The following is a 20568-nucleotide window of genomic DNA, read 5'->3' on the forward strand; positions in this document are numbered from 1 at the left end:
AGTGGCATGAGGCCGCGTATACAAAGTCGCGGTCTGAAAAGAGGATGAAATGAACGAACCGATGATCCAGTTGCTGGTCCTGGCCGGAATTGCCGTTTTCCTGATCCTGCGCCTGAAAAGCGTGCTGGGTACACGTGAGGGTTTTGAGAAACCCCCTGTTCAACAGCAACCCGAGGCGGACAAGTCGCGTCGCGGCTTCGAGGTGATCGAAGGCGGGCCGGATCATGACATCACAGACCATGTCGCCGAAGACAGCGAACAGGCGAAAACGCTGGCCGCGATGAAGCGGGTCGAGCCCGAATTCTCTGTTGGTGAATTCGTGCAGGGTGCCCGCGGAGCCTATGAGATGATCGTCATGGGGTTCGAAAAGGGCAATCTGGATGAAATCCAGCCCTTCCTGTCCGAAGAGGTGTTTGACACATTTGTTTCAGTTGTGGCGGCCCGTGAAGACCAGGGTCTGACCATCGAGGCCGAGTTTGTCGGCGTGCGCGAAACCGCGCTGGCGGATGCGACCTTCGACAAAGACACAAACCAGGCGGAAATCACCATGCGGTTTGTGGGCGAGCTGACCTCGGTCGTGCGTGATCGTGGCGGTGATATCATCGAAGGCAACCCAAACACTATTAAACGCCAAAAGGACAGCTGGACCTTTGCCCGTGTCATGGGCGCTGATGATCCAAACTGGCTGCTTGTTGCCACGGACGCATGATTGGCGCGCTCCGGTCGCTATTTCTGGTGGCAGTTATGACCACTGCCGCCAGCGCGGAACCGACGCGATCAATTCTTTCCTTTGACGATCTGGATGGATGGGCTGCCGACGATCACGGGGCGGCCCTTTCGGTATTTCTGAACACCTGCGGCGATCTGGACGATCCGGATTGGCAGGCATTGTGTCGCGTCGCCCGAACCTACGACGCAGACGCGGCGCGGTCGTTTTTTGAGCTGTTCTTTCGTCCGGTTCTGGTCGAGGACGGAGAAGAGGCCCTGTTCACCGGCTATTTCGAACCTGAACTGGACGGGTCTAAAACCCGGACCGACCGGTTCAAATATCCGATTTACAAAATGCCGCCAGAGGCGCGGGCCGAAGGGCTTTGGCTCAGCCGCCGTGAAATCCTGACGGGCGACGCGATGCAGGGCCGCGGCCTTGAGATCGCCTGGGTGGATGACCCGGTCGAGTTGTTCTTTCTGCAGATTCAGGGCTCGGGGCGTGTGCGCCTTCCTGATGGCAGTGCCTTGCGCGTCGGCTATGGCGGCGCGAACGGTCACCCATATCGTTCCATCGGGACTGAGCTGATTCGTCAGGGGGCGCTGGGTGCGCATGAGGTTAGCGCCCAGATGATCCGCGCTTGGGTGCGCAAAAATCCCGAAGCCGGGGCAGAGCTGTTGTTTCACAACCCCTCTTACGTGTTCTTCCGCGAGGTCTCGCGCGTTGCGCCCGAGCTTGGGCCGCTGGGTGCCATGAACCGGTCGGTCACCACGATGCGCAGTATTGCAGCTGATCCGGCTCATACGCCGCTGGGTGCCCCTGTTTGGGTGGAAAAGGACGGCAAGACCCCGTTGCGAAGGTTGATGATTGCGCAGGACACCGGTGCCGCCATCAAAGGGGCGCAGCGCGCGGATATATTCTTTGGCACAGGGGACGAGGCGGGAAAGGCCGCCGGGCGCCTCAGGGATCCGGGGCGGATGGTGTTGCTGCTGCCGATCCAGCGGGCCTATGCCCTGTTACCGGATGAATTCTGATGTCCCGACGCAAATTGACGGCAGACGAGATCGAGCTGTGGCGCAAGGTCGCCAAACAGGCTGAGCGGCTGCATCCCGAAATTCCACAATCGGTCCACCCGGTCACACTGCCCAAATCCAAGCCGAACAAACCCCCAAAACCCCGGTTTGAGGCATTCGAGGTCGGACAAAACGCGCCCGGTAAACCCGTGCGAAATGCGTTTAAGCCCTCGATCAGTGAAAATTTGCGTACCAGCCCGGTGCAAATGGACACCAAGGCATTTGGCCGTATGAAACGCGGCAAGATTAAGCCTGAAGGGAAACTGGACCTGCATGGCATGCGCATGGACACGGCTTTTCCGGCGCTGACCCGGTTTATTCTAACGGCCCAGGCGTCAGGTAAGCGCCTTGTTCTGGTTGTCACCGGAAAGGGCAAGGACAGGGATGAACCCGGCCCAATCCCAACTCCACGCGGCGTTTTGCGCAATCAGGTGCCGCAATGGTTGGCCTTGCCGCCGCTTGCACAGGCGGTTCTGCAGGTGACCCCGGCCCATATCAGCCACGGGGGCGAAGGGGCCTATTACGTCTATCTGCGCCGGACGCGTTAAAGCGAGCGCACAGCGCGCGTAATTCCGATTTTAGCCGACAGGCATACAAGAATGAAAACACCGCCGATCCACAGGAACTGTGTGCTCAGCGGTATACCGGCGTCGATCAATATCCCGGTAAGGCCGGGGCCGATTGCTGATCCCAAAACCATAACTGCTGTGGCCATCGCCTTGATCGCCCCGATGTGCCTGGTGCCGTAGAATTCAGCCCAAAAGGCGCTTGGTAGCGTGTTGTTTGCTCCAACCGTCAGGCCCAGAAAGATCATTGCAATCAGGGCCCCGCCGATCGAGTTTGTCATTCCTGCGATCACAAAACCAATTGCGATCGGGATTTGGTAAAAAGGCATCAATCTCGCTGTGCCCCATTTGTCCAGCGCCCAGCCGGCCGCAAACATCCCAATCAAGGATACGCCGGTGAAAACCGGAAACAGGGCGACCAGTTCGATATGCTGCCAGCCTTTGATTTGGGCCAGATGCACCTGATGGAAGAAAAACGCGGTGATAAAGGCCGATGGGGCCAGTATAGTCGGGGCCATGAACCAGAACAGAGGGTGAAACAGCGCGTCTTTCCGGGTCCAATGGTGGCCCTGCATCCCTGTTGCTGAATACGCATCCGCCAGACTCTGCGGCGTGCGCTCCTGACGCAAAAGCCGCATTAGAACGGGTATCCCCGTCAGGACGATCGCTGCAGATATCACCCACAGCCATCGCCAGTCCAGAAATGCCATCGCGGCCACAAATGCCAGCGGCAGCAGTGCTTCACCAATCGCGTAGCCGACCGATGCAATCGACAGGGCTTTGCCACGCGTAACGATGAACCATCGCGCCATGGCGACCTGTGCCAGATGGACACTCATCCCCTGCCCGAACAGGCGCAATAAAAAAACCACCAGCGGCAACAGGACAAGCCAACTGTTCACGGCCATGGCCATGGCAGCAACCGCCAGGCCCAATAATACAGCTGGCCCCAAAACCCGGACACGGAAAATATCCGTAAGCCCACCGGCCCAGATCATCACAACGGCTGATACGGTGGTGCCCAGTGAATACAGACCACCCCAAGCGCCGTGACCAAGACCGAACTCTGCGCGGATGTTTCCGGCAAAGATCGAGATAAAGAAGGTCTGCCCAAAGCTGGACAGAAAGGTCAGCAAAACTCCCGCGCCCAACCAGGCGGCATTGTCCCGCAGATACAGACGCAGGCTGAACTGCGTCACGGAGAGCTGACCTGCGCCTGTCCTGTTTCGGTTAGAACAATTTCGGTCGCACCGTCTGGATTGCGTTGGCTGGGCGGAACCAGAATGTCGATGCCCGGTCGATCTTCGCGCCCAAATGTATTGTTTACGCGTCGCAGCGAACTGAGGATCGACAAGAGTGCCGGAGAGGTGGCGGCAACGAAATGCGAAGACTCGGCGTCTTTGTTGAACGCAGTTGTATCAATCACGTTTATCGGGAACTCTTCGAGTGTTTCCAGCGAACTGATCCTGCCCAATCTCTCGCCCTCATCCGTTCCGCGAAGGCGAGCGGAGATATTCAAAATTTTGTCTTTTTGCGAAACCATAACCAGGAAAGGATCTGGTGGGTTCTTAATACGCTTCATCTGCGATCGAAACACGTCGACATCCAGATCAGGGGAAATCAAGATGACCCCTTCGATGTTCCTGTTGGCCCAACCCGGTTCTTGTAGTTCAGCTTGTCGCATCATCTCCATTGACAGGGCGCCACCCATGGAATGCGCGACTAGAATAATGCGTTTGACACCCATTGATTTCAGGTCACGGATCGTCTGCTCCAACCCGTCGCGGGCAAACAACATGCTGTCGAGATCGTAGGCATATCCATACCCGGTCGCGCGGCTAGGCCAGGAGTAAACCAGCGTGGAGCCGGGAAGACCAATGTCATGGGTCAGCTGGGCCGCGCGGAAAATCGTCTCGGTTTGGGTCGAGTTGTAGCCGTGTACAAAAATCGTAACATCGTCTTCGCCGCGCAAATGTTCGCGTAAACCCTTTGGCCCGCCCAGTTCGGTCACATTTGTAAGAACAAATTCTTTTTTCGGGTTCGGATTCGCATAAGAGAATTTCAATGTTCCCGGTGTGTGTGATGGCGGGATCGACACTGTTGTTTCCAAAAACTTCAGCGCTTCCCCACGCTTGAATCCATAAGTTCCGTCTGCTTCACGCGCTCGCGTCGTGGCTGCGAATATCTTCTCAGGTGTTCCGACAGTTACGGCTGATGGAACAATCTCGGTTACTGTCCGATCGACACACGCACTTAGCGACAGGGACGTAATCAGAATTATTAAATAGCGCAGCACTGGTCAGCCCTCTGGGTGAATTGCGACTACGCTATCTCATTCTGGCCCGGCGTCCAGCGGCACAACGCTGCCAAAGCGGCAAAAACTGGCTGGCGATGTTACAGAACGTAACGGCTGAGGTCAGTGGATTTGGTCAATTCGCCCAGATTGTCGTCCACGAATTGGGCATCAACCGTGATCGAGATTCCGGCCTGATCGGGCGCGGTAAAGGACAGTTCTTCGAACACGCGCTCCATCACCGTGTACAAACGACGCGCACCGATGTTTTCGACGCTTTGGTTCACATCAGCTGCGATACGCGCAAGGGCCGCGATTCCGTCATCGGTAAAGCTGACCGTGACCTCTTCGGTGCCCATCAAAGCGGTGTATTGACGGGTCAGGGCGTTGTCGGTTTCGGTCAGGATGCGCACGAAGTCTTCTTCGGTCAGCGCGCGCAATTCCACGCGGATCGGCAGGCGGCCCTGAAGCTCCGGCAACAGGTCCGAAGGTTTGGCGATGTGGAAGGCACCCGACGCGATGAACAGGATATGGTCGGTTTTGACCGGGCCGTGCTTGGTGGATACCGTCGTGCCTTCGATCAAAGGCAGCAGGTCGCGCTGTACCCCTTCGCGACTGACATCGCCGCCCCGCGCGTCAGTGCGGGCACAAACCTTGTCGATCTCATCCAGGAACACGATGCCATTCTGTTCAACGGATTCCAGCGCGATGCGGTTAACGATCTCATCATCCAGCAGCTTGTCGGCCTCTTCCCCGATCAGGGCTTCATAGCTTTCCGAGACGGTCATCTTGCGTTTCACGGTACGTCCGCCAAAGGCCTTGCCGAAGATATCGCCCAGATTCATCATCCCCATCTGGCTACCGGGCTGGCCGGGAATATCGAACATTGGCATCGGGTTCGACGAGTCGGACAGCTCCAGTTCGATCTCCGTATCATCCAGCTCGCCCGCTTTCAGCTTTTTGCGGAACATCTCGCGCGTGCCTTCGCGGGCATCGGTGCCTGCAATGGCCTCGATCACGCGGTCTTCGGCGGCTTGATGCGCCTTGGCTTTGACATCCTCGCGCATATATTCGCGGGTTTGCAGGATCGCTGCGTCCGCCAGATCGCGCACGATCTGTTCCACGTCACGACCGACATAACCCACTTCCGTAAACTTGGTGGCTTCGACCTTGATAAAGGGCGCGCGTGCCAGTTTCGCCAGGCGGCGGCTGATTTCGGTTTTGCCGACACCGGTGGGGCCGATCATCAGGATGTTTTTCGGATAGACCTCGTCCCGGATGTCGTCGGCCAACTGCTTGCGCCGCCAGCGGTTGCGAAGCGCAACGGCCACGGCCCGTTTGGCATCCTTTTGCCCGATGATGAAACGGTCCAGTTCCGAGACGATTTCGCGCGGGGTCAGGTCGGTCATGTGAGTTCTATCCAATTGTTTCGCACCGGAACCTAATCATAAGCCACAAAAACACAAGCTGATCACGAAAAACTCACGCCAACACACGGTCTGCACACGGAAAATCGTGGTGATGTGAATCGCCAGACAGAAAATAGCTGCGCATAGTCTGCCGCGACGGGCAAGTTCGCCTGCACTTTGAAATGGAGACCCACATCATGATGACTCGTCGTTCGCTCTTTTTGAATGCCGCTGCAACGGGCGCCGCTCTGACTCTGGCCAGTGCCAATGTCGCCGCCGCCGGCGGAGCCAAGAAAAAGGGCACATTCGAAGGCCGCTCGAAACATATCACCACCGGTTCGGTCAAAGTGGTCAAAGACGGTGAGCGCTATATTGTTGAGCTGGGTGATGACTTTTCGCTGGATAACGGTCCGGACCCGCGCGTGGCCTTCGGCAAGGATGGCACCTATGACCCGAACTCGAAACTGGGCGCGCTGCTGAACCTGAAAGGCAAGCAGTCTTATGCGGTACCGCCGACCATGGATATCTCGGGCTATAACGAAGTTTACATCTGGTGTGACGTTGCCGGCGTTCCGCTGGGTGTTGCAGCGCTTTCGTAACCCAACGACGAATTGCGCCCGGAGGCCGGTAAATTACCGGCCTCTGACAAGGCGTTAGGTGCCATTGCGCCTGTCTGTTACACTCACCTCAAGGAACCAGTTCCAAGGTGTGTATCATGACGAAGATTGCCAAGATTACGTTGTTGTTCGTGGTATTTGTAGATCTGATCGGACAAGGGCTGGTCTTTCCCATCATCAACTCTTTGATCATGGAAACAAAATCCGGGTTCCTGCCGGAAAGCACATCTATGGGCCAGCGCCATTTCTACTATGGGCTGGTGATCGGGTGTTTCTTTCTGTCGTGGTTTTTGGGTGTGGTCTATGTCTCGAAAGTGTCGGACTCCATCGGGCGTAAGAATGCTTTGTTGGTGTGTTTAGGTGGGGCGCTGGCCGGTTATGCCATCACCATCACGGCACTTTACCTTAACAGTTTGCTTCTGCTGATCGTTGGTCGGTCGATCACCGGCTTTACGGCGGGTAATCAGCCCATTGCACAAGCGGCGATGATTGACGGCAGCACCGATGCCGCCGACCGCGACCGAAACATGGGGTATATCATCACCGGCGTCAGCTTTGGTCTGGTCGGCGGCCCGATTATCGGAGCTGTTCTGTCCGATGCAGCGATACTGGGCAGCTATGCCACGCTCAAGATGCCGTTCTACGGCGCGTTTGTTCTGGTGATGATCGCCATCTTCCTGGTGAGCTTTTTCTTCAAGGACACCCGCACCGAGCGCGCGGCATTTGTCTTTCGCCCGCGCGATATCACCGACAGTCTGATCGCGGTACGTGAACACCCGTTGGTTCTGAAAATCCTGCCTGTCTATGCGCTGTTCATGATTGCCAATGTCACGTTCTACGTATTCGTCGATAATTTCCTGACCAGTGCATGGGGCTACGGCGTCATCGGTGGCAGCATGGCTATGGTGGTCATCGGTTTTGCCTTGGCGTTTTCCAGCACATTCCTCGTGAAACCAGCGCAAGAGAGGTTCAGCAAGCATTCCATCATCCATACCTCATTGGTGGTGATGGTGATCTGCGGCTTTGGCTTCGCCTTCAGCCCCAGCGGCGTACTGAGCTATGTTCCGGTCTTCTTCTTCTATTTCTTCTTTGGCGTCGCCTACCCGACCCTGCTGGGTCTGTTTTCGTCCAGCGTTGGCGAAGCGGATCAAGGTTGGGTCATGGGCGTTACGACGGCGGTCTTCTGTCTTGCCGGCGGTGTCATGTCCCTGGTCGGCGGCGGATTGATGAGTATCGACATCCGCCTGCCCTATTACATCGTCATAGCAACCGCCCTGCTTGGGCTGGTCGGCATGTACCGGCGCTGGAAGGGGAAAGAAATCTCGGCGCTGTTGGCCTAAGCTTCATAATGTAGAGCCATCAAGGCAGATCTTCTTCGAGCTCTTCTTCTTCCAGATTGCGCACGTCTTCCTTTAGCGGCGCTCTGTCAATCAGGACCCAACCCTCTTTTTTGGACTTCCTCAGGATCGTTCCGCGTGCACCAAGTTCAATCAACAGCGATCGTGTGTCATCTTCGGTGCAACCGATAGTGCGGCTGAGTCGTTCTAGAGATTTAAACTTGAATTTGGGGTCCAAGAGCATGGACTTCAGGAGCTCTTTACGAGGTTCCTTCCAGTCTTTTTGGTGTTTCCACGACCTATACTCTTCAAAAATGATCGGCCCCAATATCCCGCCAATAACACCGCCGAATATTGCCGCCAGAACCTCGCTCATGACGTGATCGTTTCAACCGTCAGATTGCCATTGGTATAGACGCAGATGTCAGCGGCAATCGCCATGGCTTCACGCGCGACCTCTTCAGCGGGTTTGTCGCTGTCCATCATCGCGCGTGCTGCGGCCAGGGCAAAGTTCCCGCCCGATCCGATGGCCGCCACGTTGTGTTCAGGCTCCAACACATCCCCAGCCCCAGTGATGACCAACAGGTCTTTGCCGTCGGTGACGATCAGCATTGCCTCAAGTTTTTGCAGGTACTTGTCGGTGCGCCAGTCCTTGGCCAGCTCGACCGAGGCACGAGCCAGTTGACCGGGCGTCGCTTCCAGTTTCGCCTCAAGCCGTTCCAGTAGAGTAAAAGCGTCAGCGGTCGAACCGGCAAATCCGGCGACAACTTCAAACCCGCCCGGTGACAAGCGGCGCACTTTGCGCGCAGTGCCTTTGATCACGGTTTGGCCCAGGCTGACCTGTCCGTCCCCGGCAATAACGACTTGCCCGCCTTTTTTGACACCAATGATCGTGGTCCCGTGCCATCCGGGAAAATCGCTGTCCGCCATGAAAGCCTCCGTGTTCTCAGTCGCTATATATGGGCCGGGTGCGGGATCGGCGCAACCCGTTGCACAACTGCCCAAAAGATATGCACAAAACGCAAACCGGGGTTACCAGACCAGCAATTGTGAGTCCCCGCCCGTGGGACTACATGAGGCTCACAACCGACAACGGGTCGGCTGTTTCAGATACAAGGACTGGGAACATGGCAACAACTGCAAACATCCATGCCCCACTCGGAGCAGCTACCATCCTGCACGTAGTGGATGCATTCATCAATGTCTTCGAATCCGCTGTTGAGTGGAACGAAAGCCGCAAGACACGCAAGATCCTGTCGGGTCTGACCAACGCACAGCTGGAAGACATCGGTCTGGTGCGTGCGGATATCGCAAAAATCTGATCCTGCAATCAGAACCAGAATTTGAAGCAGCCGCCCGGGTATCCGAGCGGCTTTTTCTTTGTCAGCTTTGCACGTATTTACCAGCCTGATCCGGCAAATACGCCTCGATCGCGGCAGTGGCGATGACATGGCGCGTGCCAGCGGCGTCATCCACAACATCCAACCCACCCTTGACGGCCCGCACTTCGGCGCGGCCCCTTGGCAGATCGGCGGCGACCTTGTCACAGTCAACCTCATCAGGTTGTTGAACGGCGATGGTCACCTGAACCCGCATCTCCGTGTGATCGATTCCAAGCTTGGAAAACAGCGTGATCGACGAATGATGCAGCGCGTCCTGCACGGCGCGACAGGCGGCTTTGGTGTAATCCTGACCGTACAGATCGTTGCCAGTGCCCATTTCCAGAATAATACGCTTCTCGGTCATTGGGCGGGCTCCATATCGAATGAGACGATGACCGCCGCGTTGGCGATCACAGTGCAGCCATCGATGTGGGGCTTATCGATATCCAGACCACCCTGTGTTACTGTGATGTTGGGCTGGCCGTACGGAAAGATCGCCTTCAGCATATCGGTATCGACCTTGTCGGGCTGCTGCACACCCACTTCGGCGTCGATGATCATCGCCTCTTTCGGAAACCCAAACAGCTCGGCCATGTTCACCGAGTTATGCCACAGCGCATCCTTGATCGCCCGCAGGGCGGCCTCAGTGTAATCCTCGCGCCGCAGGGATGTGCCCATCCCGAATTCCACCAGAACCCGTGTTTTCGCCATTTGCTTTCCCTGTATTGATGGCCCAATTGAGCCAGTCACAAAAAAGGGCGCCCGAATTCGGACGCCCTTGATCAAAACCGATCACATCGGATCAGATGGATTCGTCGATCCAGCTTTGCAGTGCGGCTTTGGGGGCAGCACCGGCGCGGTTCGACACAACCTGACCGTCCTTGAAGATGAACAGAGCAGGAATGCCACGCACACCCATGGCGGCAGCGGCGTTCGGGTTGCTGTCCACGTCTACCTTGGCAATTTTGATTTTGCCGCCGTATTCGTTGGCCAGTTCTTCCAGAGCGGGGCCGATTTGTTTACAGGGGCCACACCATTCGGCCCAGAAATCCACCACAACGGGGACATCAGAGTTTTTGACTTCGGCGTCAAAGGTATCGTCGGTAACGGCAACGGTCGACATATTCTGTCTCCTGAATGGGGTATCTCGGGAACAGAACGTAGGGGCCGGGCAATCCAAGGTCAAGATATCTGGGTGCGCGACAGGGCGTGCGTCACAAGATCGTGTGGCAGCCACATCAGATCTGCTTTTCTGGTCCATAGGATCGCGGTGCGGATTTCGTGGTTCGGATAGACCTGCGACAAGGCGTTGGCATACGCCCCCATCTGTCGCAAAAGCCCCTCAGGGCATGTCTCTGCACTGTTGGGAACCGTTGCATTTGTTTTGAAATCAATGACCTGAACCTCGGTATCGGTGACGATCAATCGGTCGATCACCCCGTGCATGCGGCGTCCGTTCAGGTCGGCTGTCACGGGCACCTCAGCCAAGGCGCCGGCGGCAAAGACAGGCCGAAGATGCGCCGCAGTCAAAACGTCGCATGCCTCATCCATCAGCTCTTGCCGTTCCGCGTTCTGCATATCGGGCAGAACCCGCGCGCAAAGCTGCGGCCAGTCTTCCCGCGTGACCGAAGGCAAGTGTTCCAGCAGCAGGTGCAATCGTGTGCCGCGCAACTTTGCCACTTCTTCGTCGTGACCTGCATCGCCGGGCAAAGCCTTGGCGCCGCCAAGATCTGAAGGGCTGAGCGTTTCCGCTTCGGGCTCTGGTGGTGTGGCGGGAGACAGGAACGGGGCTGGCAGGTCCGTCACGGCAGTTGAGGTCTTTGCGGATTCAATAATCGGCGATGCGTTCCAATCACCATGTGACAATCGCAGGGTTTCTGAGCCGGGCAGTGCCACCGTCCCTGCCCGTTCCATCGCGGCCTGAACCATCTGATACCAGCTGGTCCCATCCTTACCGACATCGCCAGCAGCCGCCACGATCAACCACTTTTCAGCTCGTGTTAGCGCCACATACAACAAGCGAAGCCGCTCATTTTCTTCCCGCGCTCGGGCTTCGTCGCGCGCACGCGCAATCAACGCCGGGGACGCGTCAGCCGGAACTTTCCAAAGCGGTGTGCCTTCGGCCACCATGATCTCGGCATCGCGCGGAGCTTGCCGTTTGCCCGTATCCGGCAGGATCACAATCGGAGCCTCCAACCCCTTGGAACCATGCACCGTCATCACCCTGATCATGTTTCCGACGCCGCTCATCTGCCGTTTGATTTCCAGATCATCGGTCTGCATCCACACCAGAAATCCAGTCAGGCTTGGGATATCTGTGCGCTCGTACGCCAATGCCTGCGACAACAGCGCGTTGATCCCGTCTTCCGCCTCGGCTCCCAACCTGCCCAGCAGTTTCCGACGGCCATCATGGCGGGTCAGGATGCGTTCTATCAGGTCGTAGGGGCGCAGAAAGTCGATCTGCCCGCGCAAGTCGTGCAGAACGGCCAGTGTTTCAGGGTACTCTTCGGCGCGTTGACGCAGGGCCGCCCAAAGGAACTGTTCATTGCGCCGATGTGCCAAATCGAACAATTGTTGTTCGCCCCACCCGAACAGCGGCGATTTCAGAACTGTGGCAAGCGACAGGCTATCCTCGGGCGTGGCCAGAAAGCTCAGCAGCGCGGCCAGGTCTTTGACCGCCAATTCCGCGCCGACCTTCAGCCGGTCTGCCCCGGCGATCGGCAGGTCAGCGGCTTTGCAGGCGCGGATGATCTCGGCAAACAGGTCCGAGCGGCGTTGAACGAGGATCAGAAAATCCCCCGGTTGAACCTTCCGCCGTACAAATGTGCCGGGCGTTTCGCCATCCTCAGGGATCGTCTCACCCTGTTCGATCATTGCCTTGATCGACTGCGCCACCTTCTCGGCCAGAATGACGGTGTGATGCCGCGCGCCGGGCCGATCTACCGGATCGGTCCAGTCGGTATCTTCATCGTCTTCGACCTTTTCGACCACGGGCCACAGGTCCACCCGGCCCGGCAGATCCGCCTTGAACGCGCGGTGCTGGCTTTCCTTATGAAATCCGGCTTCCGCTCGGTTTTCGAACAGGATGTCGACCAAGGACAAGATCGCGCTGGAGGATCGGAATGAGTATTCTAACGTGGAATCCCACAATTTAGAGCCTGATTCAGAGAGCTTCCGCCCAAACTCTGCCTGCATCAGATCGAATGCCTGCGGATCGGCACCCTGAAACGAATAGATCGACTGCTTTTTGTCACCGACCACGAAAATCGTGCGTTCAACCCCGGACCGGGCCCCTTCTCCGCTGGTAAATTCCTGCGCCAGTTTTTCTACCACGTCCCACTGATCGGGACTGGTATCCTGCGCTTCGTCCACCAGAATGTGGTCGATGCCGCCATCCAGTCGGTACAACACCCATTCGGCAACCGCCGGATCATTCAACACCTGCCGTGCACGTAAGATCAGGTCGTCAAAGTCTAGCCATCCGCGCAGTTGCTTGCGCCGCTCATATTCCGGCAAAAACGCCGTCGCGAAGCGATGCAGCACCATTGTCTTGCGCGCGGCCACCAGGGCCAGCCGATGTTCGCGCGCGGCCTCCACCCGCAACATCAACGCTTCGAGCTGGGGCATCTTGCCCACCAGCGCCCCTTCGCGCAGGGCTTTGGTCGGGAAACTGTTGATTTTAGCCGTGAAGGGTTCTTTGGCGGATTTTCCGGTCAAAAGCACGCTTTCCAAAATAGGTAAGCTGCTAACCCGGGCCTCGGTAAATGCCGCAAGCTTGTCGGCCGCCTTGGCGTTATTGCCGCCACTTTCGGAAAGCACCGGCAGAATCGACCTGATCAATTCCACCTCGCCGCCCAGAAACACACGTCCTATTAAAGCGTCTTCATCGAACCCGTCGGCCAGTTCAAACCGTTGCAGCACATCGGCCCATTCCAGCGGCTGCGCAAACAGGTTGCGTTTCTGGGTGATGGCCGCGGTAAGTTTGTCGAACCCGGTATCGGTGACAAACCGGGCGACATCTTCGATCAGATACGCCTGCGGACCTGCGGCGAAATCCTCGACAATCTCTTCGCGCAATAAGGCCGCCGCGCGGTCCTCCATCTCGGAAAATTGCGGGCTTACCCCGGCCTCAAGCGGGAAACGTCGTAGCAGTGAAGCGCAGAACGAGTGGATCGTCTGGATCTTCAGGCCACCGGGCGTTTCAATGGCGCGCGCAAATAGGGTTCTGGCCTGTGCGAGCCTGTCTGAGTCGATCTCGCCGGGTACGCCCAGATCGGTCAGTTGGGACATCAGACCGGCATCATCCTTCATTGCCCATTGTCCGAGGCGATCAAACAACCGGTTTTGCATCTCGCTGGCGGCGGCCTTGGTGTATGTCAGACAAAGGATATGCTGTGGCTGTACACCGCCCAACAGCAATCGGGCCACCCGATCAGTCAGAACCCGCGTCTTGCCTGAGCCTGCATTGGCTGCCAGCCAGGTCGAGGCGTCGGGCCGCGCGGCCTGTACCTGCCGCTCGGTTGCGTCGTTTCGGGCGCTCATGTCAGGTCCTCAGGCGTTGTGTCATCAGTGCGGTCCCATTCTCCAAACCGCGCCAGTTGATCGTAATCGCCCACATCCGAATCCTTGTGCAACATCCGACGGGATGAAAACCCTTGATCAGGCTCTAAATAAGCAGAAACCAACTCTTTTAGCTCGGCCAGAACCTTGTCTGGCGGCTCTTTCGCCAGCGGTGCGGGTACTTCTTTGTAGGTGCCGCCCATGCCGATGAAAATCGCCTCGGCTACGGGTGAAGGGTCGAACCCGTCGATACCGCCCTCTTCGGCCATCGCGGCTTCGATCAGCAACTGTTTGTCGAACTTGGATTGCTGGCTTTCCGTCGGGGGCGTTCCTGTCTTGTAATCGACAATCCGCAACGCGCCGCGTTTGTTGCGATCTATCCTGTCAGCACGGCCCGCGATAGTGAAATCCAGGGGCGTTAGCACAAGTTTCACCGCCGCCTCGAAGGCGACCGGCCCCCCGTCCCCTCGTCGCGCGATTTCGGCGGCCAGAAAATCATCCGCGATGCGTTCCAACCGCGCCAGCCACAGCTTACGCGCCGTGGGCCACGCAACATGTTGATCCAGCAAGGTTTCTGCGCGTTTCAAAAAATTCTCGCGGGTCAACAAGGCGGTGTCCAGAACACTGTCTTTGACGAAATGTTCCAGAATTTCGTGGATGACGATCCCGCGCAACAAGGCATCCGGCGCTTGCACCAAAGGGTCCAGCGGTTTCAGGCGCAGCACATGTTTGGCGTAAATCGCATAAGGATCGCGGATCAGCCGTTTGATTTCCGTCACGCTCAACCGGTTTGGGCGCGATGCCACTGCCGGCCGCGGAGATGGACGCGTTGCCGGTTCGATATGCGGCGCGATTTCAAGCTGTTCCGCCCATTGCAGCCATTGCCGGCCTTTGTTGCGCATTTCTGACAGAGCCTCACGCCCGCCCTGCCCTGGCAAGCCATGCAGCAGGTTCGTAAGGCGGTTCAGCCAGCGTGATGGAACGGTTTCTGCGTCATCGGACCGCTTGGCACGGGTCAGCCAGACCTCGGGCGCGCCGATGGCTTGTTGAAAGTCATGTGCCGACAAGCCGATCCGCCGTTCGGGCAGCAAAAGTCCGGCCTTGTCGCGCATCTGGCGGTTCAGCCAGGGGTCTGGCGCGGCAGCCTCGGGCCAGCTGCCTTCATTTAGGCCGCCCAAGATAAGCAAATCTGCCCCTTGCACGCGCGCCTCAAGCGTGCCCCAGATCATGATGTGCGGATGCGGGGCGTCGCGATCCCGGACCTCTTCGCCCGCGAGCAAAGCACCCAACAGGTCGGCGAAATCATGGGCGGTCATCGGGCCGCCGTGTTGTGCCTCTTTTTCCAGTGCGCTTAGGACGCCTTGCGCCTTTTGGCCTGCGTTCTTGTCCCAGAGCGTGCCTGTTTCCCCTGACGCGCCCGCCGAAATCGCCTCGGCCAAGATGCGCAGCCTGGCAACCCAATCCGTCAATGGGAGTTGGCCCGCGATCTGTTGATCGCAGAAATGGGAGTTTAGCCAACGTACCCAGTCCTCGGGAACTTCTTTGCGGATTGCAAAAGCGGTCAGGCTAGCGCTGTCCGGGAAAGGCGGGCCATGTCGGCGCAAATCTAGTTCAAGGTCCCGCGTGTGCAGCAAATGCGCGCCGCGCTCGTCACCATCATGACACAGCGGGTGTTTCAGAAGGGTCAACAATGCCTCGCCATCCAGACGCCGTGCGAAAAGCCCCGCCACGTGACGCAGAAACCGGCCGGGCGGCGATAGTTGCAGCGGTAGACCAGCGCTGTCATCGGGAAGGATGTTCCAGCGATCTAAAGCAGCGCTGACTTGGCGGGTCAGCATCCTGTCAGGTGTGATTAGCGCGGCAGTTTGGCCGGTTTCGGCTGCCTGGCGAAGGCGCAGTGCGATGGCCAGGGCCTCGGATCTGGGCGATTGCGCCTCGACCAGTGTCACGTCCTTTGTGGCGCCATCCAGATCGGTCAGTTGCGGGCCTTCGGACATCCATGCATCAGTGATTGGCGCCGGGCGTAAAGCCAGCGAAACCAAGCGGTTGCGAGCAGGCGAGGGTGGTTGATCACCCGTCCAAGGCATGATTTGATCTGGCTCCAAACCAAGCCGTGACATCAGCTTGCGGAACCGGTACTGCGGGTGATCTTCCGATGTCAGCGCATCGTCCAACCCGCGCCAAACGCGGTCGGGCTGATCGAAATCATAACCCGGCAGGATCAACGCGCCCTGCGGCAGGCGCGCAACCGCCTCCATCAGCATCAGGGTGGTTCCGCGTGACCCGGTTGACCCGGCAAGGATAACCGGATGCTGCGGCGGAGCGACTTGCCAACGGTCTATCAGGTTTTCCACCACAAGCCGCTGCCGGGCCTGAACATCCAGCGCATCTGGGCCTGAATCTATGATTTGATCGGCAATTCCGATGAACTTTTGCGCCCTTTCCCAATGTCCGGACATGTCACTGACGTCCAATTGCCGGATCGCGTCGGGCGAAACACCTTCGCCCTGCATCTCATCAATCAGCGCGGCTAGGCTGTCGGACAAGTCAAAAAGTGAAGACCGTGCAGCCAGATCAGGCTGTTGCTCCAACAGCTTAGCGATCAACTGCGTCAACTCCAACCTGCGCCGCAGCGGTGGAATTGCTGGAGGTATCTGCGCAAGATCGACGCTTTCGCCCAAATCAGTGACCAGTGTCAGGCGCGGCAACAGGCAAGCCGGGCCATGATCAAACAGGTCGCGGACACGCCGGGCCATTCGCCTCGTATTGACGACCAGTTGAACGCGCGCCAACGCCTCGGGCGGATGCGTGGCACTTCGATCTCGTAGCCCTTGAACCAGCGTTTGCGGGAAATCCGAACCGGGTGGAACGGCGAAAACACGTGGAACTGGGCTGGGTTCAAACATCGGCAATCAGCCCTTCGGCGAGAGCAATCCCCTCGGGGTGGCCGACATCGCACCAGCGACCGGGATAGGTGAGGGCAAACAGACGATCCTGCCGCTGCAACCGGTCCCATAGCACGTTAAGTGAGAACGCTTTCTCTGGGATATCCATCAACCCTTCGGTTTTCATGATCTGCGCACCGCCATAGATCAAACTGCCGCCGCGCACGATCCGTCCTTTCTCATCTGCTGTGAAATCGCCTTTGCCCGTGTGCCCGACAGTCTGGTCCACCGGTACACACATCAACAGCGCGTCCATGTGATCGGGATTCCACGCCTCGCGGAGCATCGTCAAAGGGTTCGGTCCTGACCAGATCGCGTCTGGGTTCAGGGTGTAAACCGGGTGCGATCCAAGCAGGGGCAAAGCGGCGCGTATTCCGCCGCCAGTCTCAAGAATCTCCGGCGTTTCATGGGAAAGCAGAACACCTTTTGGGACTAGATGAGCTTCAAGCTGATCTGGCAGATAATGTAGGTTGGCCACGATACGCTTTGGTTGCAGGGCATTCACCAAATCCAACGCGTGATCAATCAGAGGCCGGCCGGCGACCTTGATCAGTGGTTTGGGCCGATTTTCGGTCAATGCGCCCATACGGGTGCCAAACCCGGCTGCAAACAGCATGACGGCTTCGGGGTCTTGGGTCATTTCTGTCGGAGCCTGTCCAGATTTTCAGGGGTGGGTGCGGGCAAGGCCTCGCGCAACAGATTGGCGATGGTTACCAGTGCGGGATGTTCCAGATCCCGCATCAGGTGGGCCCAAGTCGCCGGAATCAGATCGACATAGCTGGGCTTGCAGTATTCGGTTGCCAGCCGGGCAAAGACGCCCAGAATGCGCAGATTTCGCTGAGCACCCAACACCGCATAGGCGGTGCGGAAGTCATGATCATTCACCCCAGTCGCCACGATATAGCGATTCACCATTTGCATCTCGGTTCCGAGTGACACATCGCGACGCACATCCTGCAACAAAGATACCAGATCATAGGCCGGATGGCCCAGCATGGCGGTTTGAAAGTCCAACAGACCAGCGCGCTGAACCCCGTCGCGATCCGGCAACCAGATCAAGTTTTCAGCGTGGTAATCGCGCAGCACAACAACTTTGGACCCCGAAGTTTCCCGGTGCAGAATGTCCGAGAACCGGTTTTCAAATCGGTTACGCGCATCGGCGTCGTGCGTGCCCTGCACGGCCTGCGCGTATTTGGTAAAGGACAACGCGGCAAGCTCGGTCATCAAACTCGGATCATAGGATCGCAAAGAAAGGCTTGGCGCGTTGTACAGGTCGATTAGAACATCCGTCGCAACCTCATAAAGCGCACGCTCCATGCTGGGGGTCTGCGCAAGCACGCGCGCGAAGAGGTCGTCGCCGAGATCTTCGAGCAGCAGAAAGCCGTAATGCGTATCCTCGGCATAAATCTCGGGCGCGCTCAGACCAAGGGACCGCAGGTATTCGGACATGCGGGCAAAATCTTCGACATTTTCTGCCTTGCCCGGAGGTGAATCCATTAACACCGCCGTCTTGCCGGTTTCCGGATCGGTCAGCCGCTCGTACCGCCGGTTCGAAGCATCCCCAGCCAGCGGCGCGTGCTTTGCATTTGACCATTTGGTCTGCGCGATCAACGCTTCGGCCAATACCGCGCGGTTTGTCATGCGGGAATCCTTAGTTTCACGGGCCATTTCGGGTCTGACCAGCGAAGGGTCAGATGGCGTGCTTCTGTCATGTTGGGGTCTGTTTCGAAGGATATCTTCGCCGCAGACTCCGGCATCAGCGGGCCCAGTTTATCCGGCCATTCAATCAGACAGATTGCGGTTTCGAAAGCCTCGGTCAGGCCCAGTTCTTCGACCTCCTCAACCGCGCTCAGGCGGTACAGGTCACAGTGCCAGATTTCCCCGGCCGGCGTGTCATAAGCCTGAACCAAGGTGAAAGTCGGCGAAGGCACATCTTCGGGCTCGATCATCAGCGATTGGATCAGGCTGCGGGCAAAATGGGTCTTTCCGCTGCCGATCTCGCCCTCAAGCAACAAGATGTCTCCAGATCTCAATTCTGCACCGAGGCGGGCAGCGAATTCTGCTGTTTCCTCGGGCGAATTCAAAGTGATCGTGCAGGGCGAATTGGTCATGGCGCCACAATGGCCTTGCGCCCGGTTGGCTGCAACCCGGTTCAGGCGCTGATTTGCTGCGCCTCTTGCCGCATCAATGCATCCCGATCCACCGAGAAACGAACTATGGTGGCCCCGTTCTGCATTGGGCTGACCGTGCACAACACCTGGATACCGTTTCGCAGATAGATCACGCCTGACCATTCCGCGCGATTTTCCCGCGCCTCTACAAAATCGCGAATTTCGCCAAGGATCGGTGTCGCGGTGCAATGTTCCTGCCAGCTTTTGGTCACCTCAAGAACGGAGTCCGCGTCAAAGCCTGCGTCGCCAGTATCACCCCAAAGCTGTTGGTAGGCGAAATTGGTAAAAGCCAGCGTACCATCGTCACTGAAGACGGCGATGGCATCGGCCAGTTTGTCCAGAATGGATTGCATCAGATCCATTTCTGACCGGAACCGGCGGGTCAGAGTGATCTCGGCAGTGATGTCCTCGAACAGAAAAGCAACCGCTCCGTCCGGGTGCGGGCGCCCACTGACCGAGTAAACCGAGCCGGAGGGCAGGGACCAAGTTTCTTGATAGTTCCCGTCTTCTGCCGCTTCTAGAAGGTCGTTCATCTGACTACGCCAGCTGCGGTAATTCTTGGGCTCGGGCATCATGTGCTGATCCCGCAAGCGATCGAAAAAGCTGGACAGGCTGGGGCGGCAGCTTAGGAAATCCGGGGGCAGGGTGGTCAGGTCGATCAGGGCCGGGTTGAACAATGCCAGCTGGCGGTTGCGGTCAAAAATAGCCAGCCCGATGGGCAATTGCGCGAAGGTCTTGGTCATGGTCTGAACGAATTTGCGCTGCGCCACCTCCGCCTCGACGATTGCGTTGATGTCCACGGCATAAGACAAGTGCCCTTCGGGGTGATCTACTAACGTCAGATCGAACCACAGCTTGTTTTCACTGAACTCGGAGGAAATTGAGACCCGCGCCTTTGCACATAGCCGTTGGTCGGCATCGGGGACCGGAAACAATGGTGCGGTCAGGTCCGTGTCCTGATCCCGTACTTTGCGCACCAGCGAAACATAAGCAGCATTGCACCAGCGCACATCGCCCTGATGATCCAACAGCCAGACAGGGTAGGGCGCTTTTTCCATGGCAAGGCGGTTTGGATCATTTGATGCGATTTGAGTTATCGTGGGGCAATCGGTACGGTCGCGCAGCTGAACGCGTACAATTCCGTCTATCCATTCGCACAGAACATCGCGTTCAACCGTGCAATCGATGGCCGGGATGACCAGGTTGCCTTCACGCCGGACCTGATCAGGTGTTTCGGGGAATGTTGGAAAACCCCTGTGCAGCAGCCGGCACAGATCGGCCCAATCACGGACCTGCTCGAACCCTTCCAACGCGATGTCCGAGTGACTGATAAGCCGGTCACCATCAAACAGGAATGCCGCATCAAACAAGGAGGCAGGTGAAGACAGCCCAAAATTGTCCCCCCGTTCCCGCCTGCGGGGCAACAGCCACTGCACGGCAAGACTTGCGGAAACAATGCCGATGATGGCCAGAATGATCCAGTCGACCATGCGCCCTCCGGTGCGCGAA

The 20568-nt window shown here is 57.8% G+C and carries 20 protein-coding genes; 6 read left to right on the forward strand and 14 right to left on the reverse strand.

Annotation, left to right across the window (positions count from 1 at the left end; genetic code table 11):
- Positions 1-49: 49 nt before the first annotated feature.
- Genes AC2FIO_RS11060 through AC2FIO_RS11070 form a run of 3 tightly spaced genes read left to right on the forward strand, consistent with a single transcriptional unit; the run spans position 50 to position 2327 of the window.
- Complete coding sequence (locus tag AC2FIO_RS11060) at positions 50-709, forward strand: Tim44/TimA family putative adaptor protein (RefSeq protein ID WP_282119801.1); 660 nt, start codon at positions 50-52, stop codon at positions 707-709.
- The gene (gene mltA / locus AC2FIO_RS11065; RefSeq protein WP_282119802.1) at positions 706-1740 is read left to right on the forward strand and encodes a murein transglycosylase A; all 1035 of its coding nucleotides are present in this window, start codon (positions 706-708) and stop codon (positions 1738-1740) included. Before AC2FIO_RS11060 ends, mltA begins: the two co-directional genes overlap by 4 nt.
- The gene (locus AC2FIO_RS11070; protein WP_496697602.1) at positions 1740-2327 is read left to right on the forward strand and encodes a Smr/MutS family protein; all 588 of its coding nucleotides are present in this window, start codon (positions 1740-1742) and stop codon (positions 2325-2327) included. The genes mltA and AC2FIO_RS11070 overlap by 1 nt, the downstream gene beginning before the upstream one ends.
- Here the strand turns inward: AC2FIO_RS11070 and AC2FIO_RS11075 are convergent.
- The 3 genes from AC2FIO_RS11075 to hslU form a co-directional block, all read right to left on the reverse strand.
- The gene (locus AC2FIO_RS11075; RefSeq protein WP_496697604.1) at positions 2324-3544 is read right to left on the reverse strand and encodes an MFS transporter; all 1221 of its coding nucleotides are present in this window, start codon (positions 3542-3544) and stop codon (positions 2324-2326) included. The genes AC2FIO_RS11070 and AC2FIO_RS11075 overlap by 4 nt on opposite strands.
- Entirely contained in the window at positions 3541-4641 is a 1101-nt protein-coding gene (locus AC2FIO_RS11080; RefSeq protein ID WP_496697606.1) for an alpha/beta hydrolase, read from the reverse strand. Before AC2FIO_RS11080 ends, AC2FIO_RS11075 begins: the two co-directional genes overlap by 4 nt.
- A gap of 98 nt (positions 4642-4739) precedes the next feature.
- Positions 4740-6047 carry an ATP-dependent protease ATPase subunit HslU gene (gene hslU, locus AC2FIO_RS11085; RefSeq protein WP_108860507.1) on the reverse strand — a complete coding sequence of 436 codons (1308 nt, stop codon included), beginning with the start codon at positions 6045-6047 and terminating at the stop codon, positions 4740-4742.
- 197 nt (positions 6048-6244) lie between these two features.
- On the opposite strand from hslU, the gene AC2FIO_RS11090 reads away from it, so the two are divergent.
- Together AC2FIO_RS11090 and AC2FIO_RS11095 are read left to right on the forward strand one after the other, a co-directional pair.
- Positions 6245-6646: a DM13 domain-containing protein gene (locus AC2FIO_RS11090; RefSeq protein ID WP_058279372.1), complete on the forward strand. Its 402-nt coding sequence runs from the start codon at positions 6245-6247 to the stop codon at positions 6644-6646.
- 116 nt (positions 6647-6762) lie between these two features.
- Positions 6763-8004, forward strand: a complete 1242-nt coding sequence (locus tag AC2FIO_RS11095) for an MFS transporter (RefSeq protein WP_058275153.1) — start codon at positions 6763-6765, stop codon at positions 8002-8004.
- A 19-nt stretch (positions 8005-8023) separates the two neighbouring features.
- On the opposite strand, the gene AC2FIO_RS11100 is transcribed toward AC2FIO_RS11095, so the two are convergent.
- On the reverse strand, positions 8024-8377 hold the full coding sequence (locus AC2FIO_RS11100) for a hypothetical protein (RefSeq protein ID WP_496697609.1): 354 nt from the start codon (positions 8375-8377) through the stop codon (positions 8024-8026).
- Complete coding sequence (gene hslV, locus AC2FIO_RS11105) at positions 8374-8931, reverse strand: ATP-dependent protease subunit HslV (protein WP_496697611.1); 558 nt, start codon at positions 8929-8931, stop codon at positions 8374-8376. Before hslV ends, AC2FIO_RS11100 begins: the two co-directional genes overlap by 4 nt.
- A 197-nt stretch (positions 8932-9128) precedes the next feature.
- On the opposite strand from hslV, the gene AC2FIO_RS11110 reads away from it, so the two are divergent.
- Positions 9129-9323, forward strand: a complete 195-nt coding sequence (locus tag AC2FIO_RS11110) for a DUF1127 domain-containing protein (RefSeq protein WP_109313874.1) — start codon at positions 9129-9131, stop codon at positions 9321-9323.
- Positions 9324-9384: 61 nt separating this feature from the next.
- Here AC2FIO_RS11110 and AC2FIO_RS11115 read toward each other — a convergent pair whose 3' ends face one another.
- The 9 genes from AC2FIO_RS11115 to AC2FIO_RS11155 form a co-directional block, all read right to left on the reverse strand.
- Positions 9385-9747: a Lin0512 family protein gene (locus AC2FIO_RS11115; RefSeq protein WP_496697613.1), complete on the reverse strand. Its 363-nt coding sequence runs from the start codon at positions 9745-9747 to the stop codon at positions 9385-9387.
- Positions 9744-10094, reverse strand: a complete 351-nt coding sequence (locus AC2FIO_RS11120) for a Lin0512 family protein (protein ID WP_496697614.1) — start codon at positions 10092-10094, stop codon at positions 9744-9746. The genes AC2FIO_RS11115 and AC2FIO_RS11120 overlap by 4 nt, the downstream gene beginning before the upstream one ends.
- A gap of 91 nt (positions 10095-10185) precedes the next feature.
- On the reverse strand, positions 10186-10506 hold the full coding sequence (gene trxA / locus AC2FIO_RS11125) for a thioredoxin (protein ID WP_058275159.1): 321 nt from the start codon (positions 10504-10506) through the stop codon (positions 10186-10188).
- Between the two features lie 59 nt (positions 10507-10565).
- On the reverse strand, positions 10566-13925 hold the full coding sequence (addA, locus tag AC2FIO_RS11130) for a double-strand break repair helicase AddA (RefSeq protein WP_496697617.1): 3360 nt from the start codon (positions 13923-13925) through the stop codon (positions 10566-10568).
- A complete protein-coding gene (gene addB / locus AC2FIO_RS11135) occupies positions 13922-16849 on the reverse strand; it encodes a double-strand break repair protein AddB (RefSeq protein WP_496697619.1) in 2928 nt (975 codons plus the stop codon). Before addB ends, addA begins: the two co-directional genes overlap by 4 nt.
- The gene (locus AC2FIO_RS11140) at positions 16842-17528 is read right to left on the reverse strand and encodes a nucleotidyltransferase family protein (protein WP_496697621.1); all 687 of its coding nucleotides are present in this window, start codon (positions 17526-17528) and stop codon (positions 16842-16844) included. The genes addB and AC2FIO_RS11140 overlap by 8 nt, the downstream gene beginning before the upstream one ends.
- Positions 17525-18529, reverse strand: coding sequence for an aminoglycoside phosphotransferase family protein (locus tag AC2FIO_RS11145; protein ID WP_496697622.1), 1005 nt, complete (start codon positions 18527-18529; stop codon positions 17525-17527). The genes AC2FIO_RS11140 and AC2FIO_RS11145 overlap by 4 nt, the downstream gene beginning before the upstream one ends.
- Complete coding sequence (tsaE, locus tag AC2FIO_RS11150) at positions 18526-18999, reverse strand: tRNA (adenosine(37)-N6)-threonylcarbamoyltransferase complex ATPase subunit type 1 TsaE (protein ID WP_496697624.1); 474 nt, start codon at positions 18997-18999, stop codon at positions 18526-18528. The genes AC2FIO_RS11145 and tsaE overlap by 4 nt, the downstream gene beginning before the upstream one ends.
- Positions 19000-19040: 41 nt before the next feature.
- Positions 19041-20549, reverse strand: coding sequence for a PAS-domain containing protein (locus AC2FIO_RS11155; RefSeq protein ID WP_496697626.1), 1509 nt, complete (start codon positions 20547-20549; stop codon positions 19041-19043).
- Between the last annotated feature and the right edge of the window lie 19 nt (positions 20550-20568).

Source organism: Ruegeria sp. CDSB086 (assembly GCF_059611065.1).